This window comes from Stenotrophomonas rhizophila (assembly GCF_003751305.1).
In the GTDB taxonomy this organism is placed as follows: domain Bacteria; phylum Pseudomonadota; class Gammaproteobacteria; order Xanthomonadales; family Xanthomonadaceae; genus Stenotrophomonas; species Stenotrophomonas rhizophila_B.
The window spans coordinates 376,585-392,502 of sequence record NZ_RJKV01000002.1; the positions used below are offsets into that span (position 1 = coordinate 376,585).

14 protein-coding genes and 2 riboswitches are annotated in these 15,918 nt (G+C 67.3%); of the genes, 9 read left to right on the top strand and 5 right to left on the bottom strand.

Annotated features, from left to right (window positions below; all coding sequences use genetic code 11):
* Positions 1-38 precede the first annotated feature (38 nt).
* A complete protein-coding gene (locus EDF74_RS10245) occupies positions 39-998 on the bottom strand; it encodes a retropepsin-like aspartic protease (protein ID WP_123730034.1) in 960 nt (319 codons plus the stop codon).
* A gap of 103 nt (positions 999-1,101) precedes the next feature.
* Between EDF74_RS10245 and EDF74_RS10250 the strand changes: the two genes are divergently transcribed.
* The 8 genes from EDF74_RS10250 to EDF74_RS10285 all read left to right on the top strand — a co-directional run bounded on the left by EDF74_RS10250 (position 1,102) and on the right by EDF74_RS10285 (position 7,080).
* Entirely contained in the window at positions 1,102-1,809 is a 708-nt protein-coding gene (locus tag EDF74_RS10250; protein WP_123730035.1) for a response regulator, read from the top strand.
* A 32-nt stretch (positions 1,810-1,841) separates the two neighbouring features.
* The gene (locus EDF74_RS10255; RefSeq protein WP_123730848.1) at positions 1,842-3,146 is read left to right on the top strand and encodes a HAMP domain-containing sensor histidine kinase; all 1,305 of its coding nucleotides are present in this window, start codon (positions 1,842-1,844) and stop codon (positions 3,144-3,146) included.
* Positions 3,147-3,214: 68 nt separating this feature from the next.
* Positions 3,215-3,709 (top strand): MarR family winged helix-turn-helix transcriptional regulator, encoded by a 495-nt coding sequence (locus EDF74_RS10260; RefSeq protein ID WP_123730036.1) that lies wholly within the window; start codon positions 3,215-3,217, stop codon positions 3,707-3,709.
* Positions 3,706-4,446 (top strand): DNA alkylation repair protein, encoded by a 741-nt coding sequence (locus EDF74_RS10265; RefSeq protein WP_123730037.1) that lies wholly within the window; start codon positions 3,706-3,708, stop codon positions 4,444-4,446. Before EDF74_RS10260 ends, EDF74_RS10265 begins: the two co-directional genes overlap by 4 nt.
* Before the next feature lie 14 nt (positions 4,447-4,460).
* Positions 4,461-4,808, top strand: a complete 348-nt coding sequence (locus EDF74_RS10270; protein ID WP_123730038.1) for a DUF6616 family protein — start codon at positions 4,461-4,463, stop codon at positions 4,806-4,808.
* 271 nt (positions 4,809-5,079) lie between these two features.
* On the top strand, positions 5,080-6,153 hold the full coding sequence (aroG, locus tag EDF74_RS10275; protein ID WP_123730039.1) for a 3-deoxy-7-phosphoheptulonate synthase AroG: 1,074 nt from the start codon (positions 5,080-5,082) through the stop codon (positions 6,151-6,153).
* Between the two features lie 177 nt (positions 6,154-6,330).
* On the top strand, positions 6,331-6,600 hold the full coding sequence (locus EDF74_RS18240) for a DUF1778 domain-containing protein (protein ID WP_184997198.1): 270 nt from the start codon (positions 6,331-6,333) through the stop codon (positions 6,598-6,600).
* 3 nt (positions 6,601-6,603) lie between these two features.
* Entirely contained in the window at positions 6,604-7,080 is a 477-nt protein-coding gene (locus tag EDF74_RS10285) for a GNAT family N-acetyltransferase (RefSeq protein ID WP_123730041.1), read from the top strand.
* 19 nt (positions 7,081-7,099) lie between these two features.
* Here EDF74_RS10285 and EDF74_RS10290 read toward each other — a convergent pair whose 3' ends face one another.
* From EDF74_RS10290 to EDF74_RS10305, 4 genes are all read right to left on the bottom strand, one after another.
* On the bottom strand, positions 7,100-10,165 hold the full coding sequence (locus EDF74_RS10290; RefSeq protein ID WP_123730042.1) for an efflux RND transporter permease subunit: 3,066 nt from the start codon (positions 10,163-10,165) through the stop codon (positions 7,100-7,102).
* Entirely contained in the window at positions 10,162-13,269 is a 3,108-nt protein-coding gene (locus tag EDF74_RS10295; protein ID WP_123730043.1) for an MdtB/MuxB family multidrug efflux RND transporter permease subunit, read from the bottom strand. The genes EDF74_RS10290 and EDF74_RS10295 overlap by 4 nt, the downstream gene beginning before the upstream one ends.
* Entirely contained in the window at positions 13,266-14,432 is a 1,167-nt protein-coding gene (locus tag EDF74_RS10300) for an MdtA/MuxA family multidrug efflux RND transporter periplasmic adaptor subunit (protein ID WP_123730044.1), read from the bottom strand. Before EDF74_RS10300 ends, EDF74_RS10295 begins: the two co-directional genes overlap by 4 nt.
* A gap of 203 nt (positions 14,433-14,635) precedes the next feature.
* The gene (locus tag EDF74_RS10305) at positions 14,636-15,253 is read right to left on the bottom strand and encodes a trimeric intracellular cation channel family protein (protein WP_019183564.1); all 618 of its coding nucleotides are present in this window, start codon (positions 15,251-15,253) and stop codon (positions 14,636-14,638) included.
* Positions 15,254-15,345: 92 nt separating this feature from the next.
* Positions 15,346-15,437, bottom strand: a riboswitch (glycine riboswitch).
* Positions 15,438-15,445: 8 nt separating this feature from the next.
* Positions 15,446-15,539, bottom strand: a riboswitch (glycine riboswitch).
* Between the two features lie 23 nt (positions 15,540-15,562).
* On the opposite strand from EDF74_RS10305, the gene EDF74_RS10310 reads away from it, so the two are divergent.
* Positions 15,563-15,853 (top strand): GIY-YIG nuclease family protein, encoded by a 291-nt coding sequence (locus EDF74_RS10310; protein ID WP_184997201.1) that lies wholly within the window; start codon positions 15,563-15,565, stop codon positions 15,851-15,853.
* Positions 15,854-15,918: the final 65 nt, after the last annotated feature.

The window sequence follows — 15,918 nt, forward strand, 5'->3', positions numbered from 1 at the left end:
GCGGCGTCCGCGCTGCGTGCACGCCGGTCCAGCCACAGCTAGGTGGGGAAAGTTACGTGACGCTGAAGGCAAATGCGCGCTGCGCCCGCACGGATGTCCACCTGACTGTCGAGCATCGCATCGGCGCCCAGGATCAGTGCAGGCACGTGCTCCAACCCGATCGCCTTGAACACCGGCAGCGCACTGATACGTACCTCGAACGCTGGATGCTGCCACGTGCCGCTGCGCAATGCAGGCAGGGTGTACAGCCAGCTGGGCTGAGGCTGTCCGCCCAACCCTTCCGTGCCCTTCGCACGAGGCGTGACCCGCGCATCGCTGCCATCGGTGCGCAGCCCCAATGCGCGTGCGGCGGCGGCATTGAGCACGGTCTGCGCTGCACCGGTGTCCACCACCGCGATCGCGTCGATGCCGGTGTCGCCCAGCCGCGTGGTGATGAAGCCGAAGCCCTCCAGCCCACGACGGCGCTCCGGCAACGCATTGGCCTGGCAGTGAGGTCCGTCGGCCAGTTGCCCCGGTGCCCACAGCTGCAGCTCATGCGCGAGGAAATCCCACCGGGTATCCCAGCGGCGGGTGAGGTCATTGCCGAGGATGCCATCGACGGTGATCGCCTTGCCGGCATTGGAGAGCCGCGACAGGTCCGAGTGCATGCCGACGATCGTGAGCTTCAGCGTGCCGATCGCCCAAGCGGTCTGTCGCATGCGGTTCGCCGTGGCACTGCTGGCAGACGCACCGGGGATCTGCCCGGTGGTCGCGTCGTCGGTGTTGTCCAGGCCGTACCGACGGGCGACCCGGCTGTCGACCAGCGTGGCGCCCGCCGCGCTGTCCACCACGAATCGAAGGGGTTCGGCCTGGCCATCCAGGCGCACGGCAACGCTGGGATGCATGGCCTGCATCCACATCGGCAGGACATGCTCGGGTGCAGGTGCAGGTGCTGCGTTCGCAGCAGCAGGGGTGGCCGCGATCGTGGCGGCGAGCAGCGGGAGCAGGGCAGGATGCATGGGGAAGCGCCGCGGGGAGGAGCTGCCATTGATCCCTGCCGCCGTATCGCAGGAATGTCCGCATTGATACCGTGCGGATACAGACCTGCCCGATACTGCCTGCATGAACACTGCCGCCGACATCATCGTGGTCGACGATGACACCAGCATCCGTGATGCACTCGCCGAGTGTCTGGAGCGGCATGGCTTCCGTGTGCGTGTGGCGGCCGATGCGGTGGGCCTGGATCTGCTGCTGCAGGCTCATCGACCCGACGCGATCATCCTCGATTGGATGATGCCGGGTGAGGACGGCCTGTCGGTCTGCAGACGGCTGCAGACACGTGCGATCCCGATCCTGATGCTGTCCGCGATGGGGGCCACGCCCGATCGCGTGATCGGCCTGGAGATGGGGGCCGACGACTACCTTGCCAAGCCGTTCGATCCGCGCGAACTGATCGCGCGCGTCCGCGCGCTGTTGCGCAGGCAGGAGAAGCTGCGGGGACAGACCGTCGCTGAACTGCGTTTTGCCGGCTGGCGTCTGCTGCCGGAGCAGCGCCGCCTGCTCGCGCCTGATGGTGCCGACGTGGTGTTGAGCCGGGGAGAGTTCGCCCTGCTGCAGGCCTTGGCCGAGCGCCCGGGGCGGGTGCTGGATCGCGAGCGCCTGATGCAGCTCACGCGCGGCGATGCGCACGACAGTGTCGATCGGGCGGTGGACCTGGCGATCAGTCGCCTGCGCCGCAAGTTGGCCCATGCGGCCGCCGGTGGCGATGCACTCGTGCAGACACTGCGCGGTGAGGGCTATCGGTTCGATGCGACGGTGGAAGCGTTGTGACCCGACGCTGGTCCACCACCACCTGGATCGTGATGCTGGCCGTGAGCAGTCTGCTGATGGCCACGCTGGTCAGTCTGGCGGTGATCGGCTGGATGCCCCGGCCGGCGCCGCCCCAGATGCGCCTGGATCACGCGGTGGAGGTGCTGCGCGGTGAACGGTCGCCGGAGGTCGAGGGCATGCGGGTGACGGTGCGTGATGCGGCCCCCCGCGGCCATGCCAGTCCCTGGCTGACACAGTTGACCGCGTACCAACTGGCGCAGCCTGTCGAGCAGGTCAGGCTGGTCTGGAGAGGGGCCGGAAACGCGCCGGATATCAAGGTGTATTCCCGTGGCGCTTCGGTGGACGCGCAGGCCGATCCAGAAGTGCTGCGCGCGCAGGACGGGGCGCTGGCGACGCTGCAATGGCCGCCCTTCGAGCTTGGCGTGCAGCGCGCCGATGGCCGCTGGCAGGTGGTGAGCAGTGACCAGGGCGACGTGGTGGCCTGGCGACGCCAGGTGCTGTTGGCGCTACTCGGTGGCACGCTCCTGCTGGCGCCCCTGACGGCATGGGCGGCGCTCCGGATCGGCCGTCCGCTGCGCCGGCTGGCCGATGCCAGCGCTGCTGTAACGCTGCAATCGAGTACGCCGCTACCGGACGACGGTCCACGAGATGTCCAGATGTTGGCCAAGGCCATCAATGCCGGCCGCGAACGTCTCCGTGACCAGGCACAGGACATGACACGCATGCTGGCCGCAGTGGCGCACGACCTGCGCACGCCATTGACCGGCCTGCGCCTGCGTGCCGAGTTCGCGCCGCCCGCGCAGGCAGCGCGGATGGTCGCCGATATCGAGCGCATGAACGCGATGATCGAACAGGTGCTCGACTACGCCCGTGGCGAACTGGAGCCCGCCTCGATGCAGCCGCTGGACATGGCGGCGTTGCTGGACGAGTGCGTGCAGTCCGCCCGACTTCGCGGAGTGGACATCCACAGCGCTCTGCCCGGGCCTCTGCCGTGGCGCGGTGATGCCCTACTGCTGAGGCGCGCACTGGACAACCTCATCGACAACGCGGCGCGCTACGCCGGCACGGTGGAATTGGACGTGCACCACAAGGGCGACGCGCTGTGGCTGGAGGTCGCCGACTGTGGGCCAGGCATCCCCGAGCAGGAAAAAGTGCGGTTGCTGCAGCCGTTCCAGCGGCATGAAACCTCACGCAACCGCAGTACCGGCGGCACCGGGTTGGGGCTGTCGGTCGTCCAGGGGGCGGTTCGTCAGCATGGCGGACAACTGGACCTGCTGGACCGCCCCGGTGGCGGGCTGATCGTGCGGATGCAGCTGCCGCTGACGTGGCCAGAGTAGGCGTCCACCTTCCTCTACGACGTTGATGGCGATATAGTTAGCCGCCGTACTATTCTGGATCCGCCTGCATGCTGGAAATCAAACACCAGGCCTTCCTGACCGAGCTGGAGCGTCGCGGTCAGCCGGATACGGGTGAGTTGGCGCTGTGTTTCCAGGTCCTGTCGCTGGCCAGCGCGATCGACCAGGACTGCGCGGGTCGTCTGGCACCGCTGGGCCTGAGCGAAGGACGCTTCGTGCTGCTGTTCCTGCTGCGCGGCGCGGACACGGCACTGTCGCCGCACCAGTTGGCCGAGCGCGCCGGCGTCACCCGTGCCACCGTGACCGGCCTGCTGGATGGCCTGGAGCGCGAGCACCTGGTGAGCCGCCACAGTGATCCGGACGACAAGCGACGCATCCAGGTGCAGTTGACCGCAGCGGGACAGACGTTGGCTGCGCAACTGTTCGACCAGCAGACCCACTGGATCGCCTCGCTGTTCGCCGATATCAGCCCCAAGGAACGGCGCACGCTCGGCACGCTGTTGCAACGCGTGTGGTCGCGCACTGACGCAGGGCGTGCCGGATGAAGCAGCCCGTCACCCGCGAGCGACGCGGACAGCTGGATCGCGGTGAAACCGAAGCCACGCACTTGGCCGAAGTGCTGGCCGTCGATTTCGCCAAGCTGATGGCCAATGTCGCACCCGGTTTGCCAGCCTCTGCGATCACCCCGATGCGCAACGCCGCCAAGCGCGGCATCACCCTGCGCATGCAGGGTGCGGCCACTCTGCTGCGCGTGCATGGTCACGGCGATCACGCGCAGTGGTCACGCCATGCCAGTGACACGGTGCGTGGCTGGGCCTGCCATCTGATCGGGAGCGACCCTGCGTTGTCACTGGAGCACAAGCTGGATGCGCTGCGCGCGCTTGCCGATGACGCGCATTTTGGCGTGCGCGAGTGGGCGTGGCTGGCCGTGCGTCCGCATATCGTGTCCGAACCGCTGCGCGTGCTGACGCACCTGCACGGCTGGAGTACCGACGCCTCACCCAACGTGCGCCGCTTTGCCTGCGAAGCATTGCGCCCGCGTGGCGTATGGGCCGCGCACATCACGCTGTTCAAGCAGGAACCCCACCACGCCCTGCCGTTGCTGCAGGCGCTGTGTTGTGACGCCTCGCGCTATGTGCAGGATTCAGTAGGCAACTGGCTCAACGACGCCGGCAAAAGCCAGCCCGATTGGGTCCGCGCGCTGTGCAGCGAATGGCAGGAGCACCACGCCGATGATCCGGCCAACACCTATATCCGCAAGCGCGCACTGCGCTCGCTCTGACCTCAAGGAATGCCATGTCGCACATGTTGATCGAACTGTACACCGCCACTCCTGCCTGGACCGCGCTGGACCCGGTATCGCGCGGGGCACTCTTCGCCCGCATTGGGGCTGGCATGCAGCACGTGGATCCCGCACGCGTCACGCCGGTCGCGATGGGCCGTATCGAGCAGGACGTACCGCACACCACGGCCGAGCAGTTCTATGCGGTGTGGCAGTGCGCCGAACGGCTGGATGCCGATGCCTTGCTGGCCGCGATCGGCGCCACCGGCTGGCATGAGTACTTCACCACCATGCACGCGGTAGGTGCAGCGGGCACCCTTCAGCAGCATCTGGCTGAGCTGGCGGCGTTGCCGCGAGGATGATGGTGCAGGCCGGCTCGGCGGCGGCTGAATGCTCTTCGCAGTTGCGAATGAAACAGTTGGCACCTCCAAACCCCTGTGTTATCAATACTCCCCAATGAACGCACGCCCCGCCAATTCCTACTTTTGGTATTACTTTCCGAAGCCACCGGCGGAGGAAGGCATGCGTTCACCCTGAAGAAACCTTCAGACGCATTCCCGAAAGCCGCCAGCGCACCTGGCGGCTTTTTTGTTGCCGCCGCGCTGGGGACCCCCACTGCCAAGGAGTTACCCCATGCCCCCCCATACCGACGACCTGCGCATCCGCAAGATCGAACCGTTGACCCCGCCGGCGCAGCTGCTGGCGATGCTGCCCTGCGACGACGAAGCCTCCGATACGGTCAGCGCCTCGCGCGCGGCCCTGCACGAGATCCTGCACGGCCGCGATGACCGCCTGGCGGTAGTGATCGGCCCGTGCTCGATCCACGACCCGGTGGCCGCCATCGAATACGCCCAGCGCCTCAAGCCGCTGCGTGACGCCTTTGCTGACGAGCTGGAAATCGTCATGCGCGTCTACTTCGAAAAGCCGCGCACCACGGTGGGCTGGAAAGGCCTGATCAACGATCCGGACCTGGACGGCAGCTTCAACATCAACAAGGGCCTGCGCGTGGCGCGTGGCCTGCTGCGCGACATCAACAAGCTCGGCCTGCCCGCCGGCGTTGAATTCCTCGATGTGATCTCGCCGCAGTACATCGCCGATCTCGTGGCATGGGGCGCCATCGGCGCGCGCACCACCGAAAGCCAGGTACATCGCGAACTGGCCTCGGGGCTGTCGTGCCCGGTCGGATTCAAGAACGGCACCGACGGCAACATCAAGATTGCCGCCGACGCGATTGGTGCGGCCTCCAATCCGCATCACTTCCTGTCAGTCACCAAGGAAGGTGGCACCGCCATCGTCGCCACCGCCGGCAATCCGGACTGCCACGTGATCCTGCGTGGCGGAAAGACGCCCAACTACGATGCCGACCACGTTGAAGCGACCAGCCAGACCCTGGCCAAGTCGCACTTGGCCGCGCGCATCATGATCGATGCCAGCCACGCCAACAGCAGCAAGAATCCGGAAAACCAGCCCAAGGTCATCGCCGACATCAACGCCCAGCTGGCCAACGGCGAAGAGCGCATCGTCGGCGTCATGGTCGAGAGCCATCTGGTGGCCGGCCGGCAGGACCTCGTCGACGGCCAGCCGCTGACCTACGGCCAGAGCATCACCGATGGCTGCATCGGCTGGGACAGCTCGCTGGCGGTACTGGAAAGCCTCGCTGAAGCGGTGCGTGCGCGGCGGGCGGTGCGGATCAGCAAGGCCGCCTGAGGGGGCGGAGCGCCCCTGCGCGGGGAGTTGCCGCCTACCAAATTCCGGGGGAACTCCCTATTTTTCATTGGGAACCAACGGCATACCCTTGCCTCACCGTTTGCAACGAGGGGTGTTCCGTTGAGCGATCATCCAGTTGTGTGTACATTGTATGCACAGACCTCCGGAGTGCCTCCTGTGGCCCTCGCCACCAAAGTCATCAACTTCCGGGCGCCCGCCGACAAGCAGGCGCTGATAGACCGTGCCGTCGAGATTGTCGGGGTAAGCCGAACCGAGTTCATTCTGGATGCGGCCTGTGAGAAGGCGCGGGAGGTACTGGCGGACCAGACCCAGTTCTCCCTGAGTCCTCAGGAGCTGCGGCGCTTCAATGCACTGCTGGATGCACCGCTGGAAAACAACGCCGCTATCAGGAAGCTCTTGAGCACGCCCGCACCTTGGGAGCGCTGAACAGTGCGGTTGTCTGCGCCGCAAGCGCTTGCCCAGGGGCATCGACTGGAGCAGTTCCGATGCAGCGCCGCGGCGCTGACCTCGTGGTTGGTGGAGCGTGCGCATCAGAACCAGGCATCGGGCGCATCGCGGTGTTTTGTTGTCTGTGATACGCAACACAACGTGGTCGGTTACTACGCACTTGCTGCCGGCGGCGTTTCACATCACGTGGTTCCCGGCCGTCTTCGCCGGAACATGCCGCACCCCATTCCGGTCATCGTGCTGGGCAGGCTGGCCGTCCATGCCGACTGGGTCGGCCAAGGCGTCGGCGCGGGGCTGCTGAAGGACGCTGTACAACGCACGCTGCAGGTCTGCGGGCAGATCGGCGCGCGTGCCTTGTTGTGCCATGCTTTCGACGAGACTGCCAAAGGGTTCTATCTCAAGCATGGCTTCATCGAGTCGCCGATGGATGGCATGACGCTGATGTTGCCGATGGCCTAGGGCGTCGCGCGTCCGATGATCACGCCGCCCGCCGCAGCCTGGCCAACGCCAGATAGATCGCCGGCGTGGTGTACAGGGTCAGCCACTGGCTGACCAGCAACCCGCCCACGATCGCGATGCCCAGCGGCTGGCGCATCTCCCAGCCTTCGCCGGTGGCCAGCATCAGCGGCAACGTACCCAGCAACGCGGCCACGCTGGTCATCAGGATCGGGCGGAACCGCAGCCGTGCCGCCTCGCAGATCGCGTCGTACGACGACAGCCCGCGCTCGCGTTCGGCCGACAGCGCGAAGTCGATGATCAGGATGGTGTTCTTCATCACCACCCCCACCAGCAGGAACAGGCCGAGCAGCGAGATCAGGTTCAACTCGTTGCCGAAGGCCATCAGCGCCAGCAGTGCGCCCACGCCGGCCGAGGGCAGGGTGGAGAGGATCGCCAGCGGCTGCACGAAGCTTTCGTACAGCACGCCCAGCACCAGATACACCGCCAGCATCGCGCCCAGGATCAGCCACAGCTGGCGCTCGCGCAGCTTCTCGAAGCCACCGGCCTCGCCGCTGAGGCGCGCCTGCACATGGGTGGGCAGCATGATCCTGGCCATGGCCTGGTCCACCGCTTTCACCGCCTGGTCCAGGGTGACGCCGGGCGCCAGCGCGAACTCGATCCAGACCGAGGCGAACTGCTGGCTGTGATAGATCCGATCCGGCGCCATGCCGTACTCCCAGCGCGCGATGGACGACAGCGGCAGGCGCTGGCCGTCCTTGCCGATCACATGGATCTGCTCCAGCGTGGAGGGATCCTGGGTGTAGCGCGGGTCCAGCTCCATCACCACGCGGTACTGGTTGAGGGTGTCGTACAGGGTGGCGACCTGGCGCTGGCTGAAGGCGTTGTTGAGCACCGAGGCGATCATGCGCATGTCCACGCCCAGCCGGGCGGCGGCATCGCGGTCGATGTCGAGCACGACCTGGCGCATGCCTTCATCGCCCTTGGATTCCACATCGACCAGCTCGGGCAGGGCGCGCAGCGCATCGGCCACCTTGGGCGTCCACTGCCGCAGCGGCTCCAGTTCGCCGGAGAGCAGCTGGAACTCGTACTGGCCGCTGTCGCCGCTGCCCTCCAGCTTGATGTCCTGGTCCACCCACAGGAACATGCCGCCGCCGGGAATCTTCGGCATGTTGGCGCGCAGGCGGTCGATCACCTGCTGGCTGGAGACCTTGCGCTCGGCCAGCGGCTTCATCTTGATCATGATGAAGGCGTTGTTGACCCCGCTGCGGCCACCGATATACCCGATGATGTCGCTGATCGCGGGGTCGTCCAGCAGCAATCTTCGGTAGGCCTCGATCTTGGGCTGCATGACCTGGAAGGAGAGGCCATCGTCGCCACGCGCGAAGCCGCGCAGCTGCGCGGTGTCCTGCTTGGGCACGATGCCCTTGGGCACCTGCTGGAACAGCCACACATTCAGCGCGATCACGCCGGCGAACAGCAGCAGCGGCAGCGCGAGCCAGCGCAGCATGGTCTGCAGGCTGCCCACGTAGGCCCCGCGCAGGCGTTCGAACAGCGCAGTGCCGGCGCGCTGCAGGCCGTTGCCGGGTCCGGGCCGCGGCTGCCCGAGCAGGCGTGCGCACAGCATCGGGGTCAGGCTCAGTGACACCAGCAGCGAAACACCCATCGCCGCGACCAGGGTCAGCGAGAACTCGCGGAACAGCTTTTCGACGAAGTCATCCAGGAACAGGATCGAGATGAACACCACGGCGAGCGCGATGTTCATCGACAGCAGCGTGGCACCGACTTCCCCCGCACCGCGCAGCGCGGCGGTCATCGGTGAGGCACCTTCTTCGCGATGGCGGGCGATGTTTTCCAGCACCACGATCGCATCGTCGACCACCAGCACCGCGGCCACGATCAGCGCCATCAGCGAGAGCGTGTTGAGCGAGAAGCCGAGCAGGGCGATGATCGCCAGCGCGCCCAGCAGCGAGACCGGGATCGCCACGCTCGGCACCAGCGCCGCACGCCAGTGGCCGAGGAAGGCCAGGACCACCAGCACCACCAGGGCGATCGCCAGCAGCAGGGTCAGCTCCGCCTCGCGCAGGGTGGCGCGGATCACCGGCGAGCGGTCCATCACCACCTGCATGTCGATGTTGGCCGGCAGCAGCGCCTGCAGGCTGTCCATCTGCGCCTGGATGGCGTCGACGGTCTGGATGATGTTGGCCTCCGGCTGGCGGCTGACGATCAGCAGCACCGCCGGGCGCTCATTGTGGAAGCCGCTGGCGTAGCGGTCCTCCACGCCTTCGCTGATCCCGGCCACGTCTTCCAGGTACACCGGGCGGCCCTCGCGCATGGCCACGATCAGGCGGCGGTACTCAGCGGCGGTGCGCAGCTGCAGGGTGGCGTCCAGTTGCCACTGCTGGGCCTGGCTGGCCACGGTGCCCAGTGGCTTGAGCGCGTTGGCGTTGCGGATCGCCGCGGCGATGTCGTCCAGCGCGATGCGGTGATGGTTGAGCGCATTGGGATCCAGCGAGACGCGCACCGCCGGCAGCGAACTGCCGCCCACCTGGACCTCGCCGACGCCGGGAATCTGCGCCAGCTTCTGCGCGATCACGGTGGAGGCCACGTCGTAGATCTGGCCCGGCGCGAGGCTGTCCGAACTCAGCGCAAGCGCCATGATCGGCGCCTGCGAGGGATTCACCTTGCGGTACTGCGGCATGCCCGGCATGCCGCTGGGCAGCTGCGCGCGCGCGGCGTTGATCGCCGCCTGCACGTCGCGCGCGGCATCGTCCACGTTGCGGCCGAGCGCGAATGTCAGCTCGACCTGGGTCGAGCCCTGGGTGCTGGCCGAGTCGATCCCGGTCAGCCCCGGGATGGTGCCCAGTGCACGTTCCAATGGCGTGGCGACGTTGGCCGCCATCGATTCCGGACTCGCGCCCGGCAGGCTGGCGCTGACGTTGATCGCCGGGTAGTCGACCTGCGGCAATGGCGCGACCGGCAACAGGCGCAACCCGAGCAAGCCTGCCAGTACCACCGCCACCGCCAGCAGCACGGTGGCGACGGGATGCTGCACGAACCAGCCGATCGCCCGCGACAGCGGACTCACGCCAGCGCCTCGTCAGCCCCGTCGGTCACCGGCGCGGGGCGCTGGCGGAAGCGGTCGAAGAACAGATAGATCACCGGCGTGGTGAACAGAGTCAGCACCTGGCTGACGATCAGCCCACCGACCATCACCAGGCCCAACGGCTGGCGCAGCTCGGCGCCCGAGCCGCTGGCGAACATCAGCGGGATCGCGCCGAACAGCGCGGCCAGCGTGGTCATCAGGATCGGGCGGAAGCGCAGCAATGCGGCCTGATGGATGGCCTGACGCGGCGCCATGCCGTACTCGCGCTCGGCCTCCAGCGCGAAGTCGATCATCATGATCGCGTTCTTCTTGACCAGCCCGATCAGCAGCACGATGCCGATCACCGCGATCAGGTCCAGGCTGCGTCCGCTGACCAGCAACGCAAGCAACGCCCCCACCGTGGCCGAAGGCAGGGTGGAGAGGATGGTGATCGGATGGATGAAGCTCTCATAGAGCACGCCCAGCACCAGGTACATCACCACCACCGCCGCCAGCACCAGCCACAACGTGCTCGACAGCGAGGCGCGGAACGCATCGGCCGCCCCCTGCAGGCGCAGTTCGACGCTGGCCGGCAGGCCGATCGCGGCGCGTGCGCTCTCGATGGCCTGCACTGCTTCGCCCAGCGATGCCTGCGGGCCGAGGTTGAACGAGAACGTCACCGCCGGGAACTGGCCCACGTGGTTGATCAGCAGCTGCGCGGGGCGCTGTTCGATCCGGGCGATGCCGCCCAGCGGCACCTGCCGACCATCCGGACCGGTGACGTGCAGGCGTGCGATCGCATCCGGACCGAAGGCCACGTCCGGGCGCGCTTCCAGCACCACGCGGTACTGGTTGGCCTGGGTGAAGATGGTCGAGATCTGGCGCTGCCCGAACGCGTCGTACAGCGCATCGGCGAGGGTCTCCACGCTGATGCCCAGACGCGCCGCGGCGACCCGGTCGATCACCACGTGTGCCTGCAGCCCTTGGTTCTGCAGATCGCTGGCGACGTCGGCCAGGGCCGGTGCCTGCTGCAGATGCTCGAGCAGGCGCGGCGTCCACGTATCCAGCTGCGCGATATCCGGGCTGGTCAGGGTGAACTGGTACTGGGTCCGGCTGATCCGGTCCTCGATGCCCAGTTCCTGCACCGGCTGCAGGTACAGTCTGATGCCCGGTACATGCGCCACGCGCTGCTGCAGCCGCGCGATGATCGCCTGCGCATCGGCATCGCGCTGTGCGTGCGGTTTCAATTCGATCAGAAGACGCCCACTGTTGAGCGTGGCGTTGTTGCCGTCCACGCCGATGAACGAGGACAGGCTGGCCACGTCCTCATCTTCCAGCAACGCCGCCGACAGCGCCTGCTGGCGCTGCGCCATCGCCTGGAAGGAGATCGACTGCGGCGCCTCGCTGATGCCCTGGATCAGCCCAGCATCCTGCACCGGGAAGAAGCCCTTGGGTACCCACACGTACAGCAGCGCGGTCAGCACCAGCGTGACAACGGTAGCGGCCAGCATCAGCGGCTGGCGCTGCAGCACCCAGTGCAGCTGGCGATCGTAGACCGCCACGACGCGGTCGAACGGGTCGCCCTGCTGGGCCGATTCCTGCCCATCGGCATCGCGACGGGTCGCATGGCCGGCCTTGAGCAGGCGCGCGCACATCATCGGCGTCAGCGTCAGCGAGACCAGCAGTGAGATGCCGATCGCCACCGCCAAGGTGATCGCGAACTCGTGGAACAGCTTGCCGACCACGTCGGCCATGAACAGCAGCGGGATCAACACGGCGATCAGCGACAGGGTCAGCGAGATCAGCGTGAAGCCGATCTGCCTGGCGCCCTTAAGCGCTGCCTGCATCGGCGTGGCACCACGCTCCAGATGACGGGCGATGTTCTCCAGCATCACGATCGCATCGTCCACCACGAAGCCGGTGGCGATGGTCAGCGCCATCAGGGTGAGATTGTTGAGCGAGAAGCCGGCCAGCAGCATCACCCCGAACGTGCCGACCAGCGACAGCGGGACCGCGATGCTGGGAATGATCGTGGCCGGGATGTTGCGCAGGAACAGGAAGGTGACCATCACCACCAGTGCGATCGCGATCAGCAGCTCGTGCTGCACGCCGCGGATGGACGCGCGGATCGATTCGGTGCGATCGCTGAGGATGGCCACATCCACACCGGCCGGCAGCGAGGCCTGCAGTTGCGGCAGCAGCGCACGCACCTGGTCGACCACGGCGATCACGTTCGCGCCGGGCTGGCGCTGGATGTTGATCAGCACCGCCGGGGTGGTGCCCGACCAAGCGGCCAGCTGGCGGTTCTCGGCGCCATCTTCGATGGTGGCCACGTCGCCCAGGCGCAGCGGTGCGCCGTCCTTCCAGGCCAGGATCAGGGCGCGGTACTCGGCCACCGAGCGCATCTGATCGTTGGCATCGAGCATGATCGCGCGGGTCGGCCCGTCGAAGCTGCCCTTGGGCATGTTGACGTTGGCCGTGCCGATCGCGGTGCGGATGCTGGCCATGCTCAGCTCGTTGGCGGCCAGCGCGGAGGGATTGACCTGGATGCGGACCGCCGGGCGCTGCCCACCAGCGAGGCTGACCAGGCCGACGCCGGGCAGCTGCGAGAGCCGCTGCGCCATGCGGGTATCGACCAGGTCGTGCACCTGCGGCAGCGAGAGGCCCTGCGAGGTCACTGCCAGGGTCAGGATCGGCGTATCGGCCGGGTTGACCTTGCGATACACCGGCGGCACCGGCAGGTCATCGGGCAGGAAGCTGTCGGCGGCGTTGATCGCGGCCTGTACTTCCTGCTCGGCCACCCCGAGCGCGACCTCCAGCGAGAACTGCAGGGTGATCACCGACGCGCCGCCGGAGCTGGTGGACGACATCTGCTTCAGCCCCGGGATCTGGCCCAGCTGCCGTTCCAGCGGCGCGGTGACCGCGCTGGTGGTGACGTCCGGGCTGGCGCCGGGGTACAGCGTGGTGATCTGGATGATCGGGTAATCGACCTGCGGCAGTGCCGCGACCGGCAGCAACCGGTAGGCCATCACGCCGGACAGCAGCAGCGCCACCATCAGCAGCGTGGTCGCGACCGGGCGCTCGATGAAGGGGCGCGAAAGGTTCATGCGCCGGTCCGCGGCGGGTCCTGCTCCACCACCTCGACCTTGGCGCCTTCGCGCAGCCCGTCGATGCCTTCCACCACCACGCGCTCGCCCGCCTTGAGGCCTTCGCGCACCGAGACGCGTTCGCCATCGGCCGGGCCGAGCACCACGCTGCGCAGGGACGAGGTGTCATCGGCCGCGATCACGTAGACGTAGCTGCCCTTGCTGCCGAACTGCACGGCGGCATTGGGAATCACCACCGCATCGCTGCTGCTGATCTGCAGGCGCACGTTGACGAACTGGTTGGGGAACAGCGATTCATCCGCATTGGCGAACTGCGCGCGCAGTTTGAGCGTACCGGTGGCGGTATCGATGCGGTTGTCCAGGCTGGAGAGCACGCCATCGCCCAGTGCAGTGCGCTCCTCGCGGTCCCAGGCTTCCACGGTCAGCTGCGGATTGGCGCGTGCCGCAGCGACCACCGCCGGCAGGTCCGGCTCGGGCACGGTGAACAGCACGCTGATCGGGGTGGTCTGGGTGATCGTGGCCAGCGGTTCGGTATCGCCACTGCGCACCAGGTTGCCGACATCCACATTGCGCAGGCCCATGCGCCCGGCCACCGGCGCGGTGATGCGGGTGTACTGCAGCTGCAGGCGTGCTTCATCCACCGCGGCCTGGTCGGTCTGGCGGCGGCCCTGCAGCTGGCGCACCTTGCTCTGCTGATCACTGAGGTCCTGCGCGGAGACGAAGTGCTTGGTCTGCAGTTCGGCGAAGCGCTTGAGCTGGCTCTCGGCGTTGTCCAGCTCGGCCAGGTTCTGCTGCTGGGTACCCAGCGCACGCGACAGCTGCACCTGGAACGGGCGCGGGTCGATCTCGGCCAGCAGCTCGCCGGCGGTGACGTGCTGGCCTTCGGAGAACGGCAGACGCAGCAGTTCGCCATCCACGCGGCTGCGGATGCTCACCGTATGCAGCGGGGTCACCGTGCCGAGCGCCTTCAGGCGCACCACCAGATCTTCCTGCGTTGCGGTGGCCACGCGTACCGGGGTCGGCTGCGGACCACCGGACGGGCCGGCGGCGGGGGCAGGCGAGAGCAGTTTCCATGCAGCGATGGCGGCCAGGCCGACAGCGGCAGCGATCAACAGCGGTTTGACCATACGACGGCGAGACGACGGGGGCGTTGAAGCGGACATACGCATCCTGCGCACCCTCCACCGGAGCAGTGCGTCCATGGGGACCGGCCGACAGCGGCTGGTCAACGGGGGAGAGGGTGTCTGGCGGGGCAGCGGGTGGAACACCGCCGCGTGGCTGGATGCCGTTCGAATGGAACGGGAGCGCCATGATACAGGGCCGGGCCGCTCAAGCTCCCGTGACCTTGGTCATGCCCGCCGGTGCGTCAATGCACCTCGTCGCGATACACGAACTTCGGCATTTCCCACTTGAAGTGGATCGCCAGCAGGCGGAACAGGAAGCCACCGCCCAGGCACCACAGCGTCGCCGCATTGAGCGATACGCCCAGTTCCAGAAGGGTCAGGTAGGCCGCGCCGGTGAGCAGGGTGATCACCGCATACAGTTCTTTCTGGAAGATCAGCGGGACCTCGTTGCACAGTACATCGCGCAGCACGCCGCCGAACGCACCGGTGAGCATGCCGGCGATCAGGATGATCGGCACCGTGTGCCCGCCCTCGCGCGCGACCGCGCAGCCGATCAGGGTGAACGCGATCAGGCCCAGGCCATCGAGGACCAGGAAGGTGCGCCGGAAATGGTGCATCCAGCGCGCCACCCAGGTCGCGATCAGCGCCGCGCAGATGGTGAAACCCAGGTATTCCGGGTGCTTCACCCAGCCCAGCGGGTAGTGGCCGAGCACGATGTCGCGCAGCGAGCCGCCGCCGAGCGCGGTGACGCAGGCGATGATGACCACGCCGAACAGGTCCATGCGGCGGCGGCCGGCCGACAGCGCGCCGGTCATGGCTTCGGCCGAGATGGCGATGAGGTAGATCAGGGAGAGCAGCATGGGGTGGCTCCGGGGGACACATCAGGCGGGGACGGAAACACGCACGCATCACGCCAGCGCCGCTGCACTGTCGTGGGGTGGGATTCCGTTGCCGCTCCCGCTGTCCTTTTGCCTGAGAGTTCGGTGGCCAAAGCCACGTGCCCCTTCGGCGGGTCATTGAAGACCTCTCTCCAGATCGGCGTGTCGGATGCATGGTTGGTGGCTGTGCAGCCACCGGCCTGAGCGATTATGGGAGCCTGCGCCTTCGGCGGGCGCCAGCGCGGCGCCTCTCTCCTGCATCCGGGGCGGATTCTAGCAGTCGCCGGGCCCGTGCCGGGGGATAATCCCGGTATGCCCGCTGAACCCGCCCTCTGGTACCTGTACCTGCTTGAATGCCGCAACGGCAGCTATTACGCCGGCATCAGCAACGACGTGGACGCGCGCTTCCAGGCCCATCTGGCCGGCAAAGGGGCGAAATACACGCGGGCCAACCCGCCGGTGAAGGTGCTGGCGATGCGCGCCTACCCGGACCGGGCAGCGGCGTCGAAGGCCGAGTGGCAGCTGAAGCGGCAACCGCGCGAGCGCAAGCTGGCGTGGCTGCAGTTGCCCGAACCCACGTAGCCCCGCATGCGGGTTGTTCGGGCCTTCGTTGGCGGCATACCATCGACCCTCGTTCGTTGATCCGC